Genomic DNA, 1,693 nt, shown 5'->3' on the forward strand with positions numbered 1-1,693 from the left:
AGGTAAGGAGGTGATCCAACCGCAGGTTCCCCTACGGTTACCTTGTTACGACTTCACCCCAGTCATGAATCACAAAGTGGTAAGCGCCCTCCCGAAGGTTAAGCTACCTACTTCTTTTGCAACCCACTCCCATGGTGTGACGGGCGGTGTGTACAAGGCCCGGGAACGTATTCACCGTGGCATTCTGATCCACGATTACTAGCGATTCCGACTTCATGGAGTCGAGTTGCAGACTCCAATCCGGACTACGACGCACTTTATGAGGTCCGCTTGCTCTCGCGAGGTCGCTTCTCTTTGTATGCGCCATTGTAGCACGTGTGTAGCCCTGGTCGTAAGGGCCATGATGACTTGACGTCATCCCCACCTTCCTCCAGTTTATCACTGGCAGTCTCCTTTGAGTTCCCGGCCGGACCGCTGGCAACAAAGGATAAGGGTTGCGCTCGTTGCGGGACTTAACCCAACATTTCACAACACGAGCTGACGACAGCCATGCAGCACCTGTCTCACGGTTCCCGAAGGCACATTCTCATCTCTGAAAACTTCCGTGGATGTCAAGACCAGGTAAGGTTCTTCGCGTTGCATCGAATTAAACCACATGCTCCACCGCTTGTGCGGGCCCCCGTCAATTCATTTGAGTTTTAACCTTGCGGCCGTACTCCCCAGGCGGTCTACTTAACGCGTTAGCTCCGGAAGCCACGCCTCAAGGGCACAACCTCCAAGTAGACATCGTTTACGGCGTGGACTACCAGGGTATCTAATCCTGTTTGCTCCCCACGCTTTCGCACCTGAGCGTCAGTCTTTGTCCAGGGGGCCGCCTTCGCCACCGGTATTCCTCCAGATCTCTACGCATTTCACCGCTACACCTGGAATTCTACCCCCCTCTACAAGACTCAAGCCTGCCAGTTTCGAATGCAGTTCCCAGGTTGAGCCCGGGGATTTCACATCCGACTTGACAGACCGCCTGCGTGCGCTTTACGCCCAGTAATTCCGATTAACGCTTGCACCCTCCGTATTACCGCGGCTGCTGGCACGGAGTTAGCCGGTGCTTCTTCTGCGGGTAACGTCAATTGCTGCGGTTATTAACCACAACACCTTCCTCCCCGCTGAAAGTACTTTACAACCCGAAGGCCTTCTTCATACACGCGGCATGGCTGCATCAGGCTTGCGCCCATTGTGCAATATTCCCCACTGCTGCCTCCCGTAGGAGTCTGGACCGTGTCTCAGTTCCAGTGTGGCTGGTCATCCTCTCAGACCAGCTAGGGATCGTCGCCTTGGTGAGCCGTTACCTCACCAACAAGCTAATCCCATCTGGGCACATCTGATGGCAAGAGGCCCGAAGGTCCCCCTCTTTGGTCTTGCGACGTTATGCGGTATTAGCCACCGTTTCCAGTAGTTATCCCCCTCCATCAGGCAGTTTCCCAGACATTACTCACCCGTCCGCCACTCGTCAGCAAAGCAGCAAGCTGCTTCCTGTTACCGTTCGACTTGCATGTGTTAGGCCTGCCGCCAGCGTTCAATCTGAGCCATGATCAAACTCTTCAATTTAAAAGTTTGATGCTCAAAGAATTAAACTTCGTAATGAATTACGTGTTCACTCTTGAGACTTGGTATTCATTTTTCGTCCGAGGACGTTAAGAATCCGTATCTTCGAGTGCCCACACAGATTGTCTGATAAATTGTTAAAGAGCAGTGC

The 1,693-nt window shown here is 53.2% G+C and carries 1 rRNA gene; it reads right to left on the bottom strand.

From position 1 onward, the window contains the following. Positions 1–3: 3 nt before the first annotated feature. Positions 4–1,545: ribosomal RNA gene (locus NBA72_RS24085) — 16S ribosomal RNA — on the bottom strand. Between the last annotated feature and the right edge of the window lie 148 nt (positions 1,546–1,693).

Origin of the sequence: Salmonella sp. NW1250 (assembly GCF_051812965.1) — a bacterium.
Lineage (GTDB): Bacteria > Pseudomonadota > Gammaproteobacteria > Enterobacterales > Enterobacteriaceae > Salmonella > Salmonella enterica.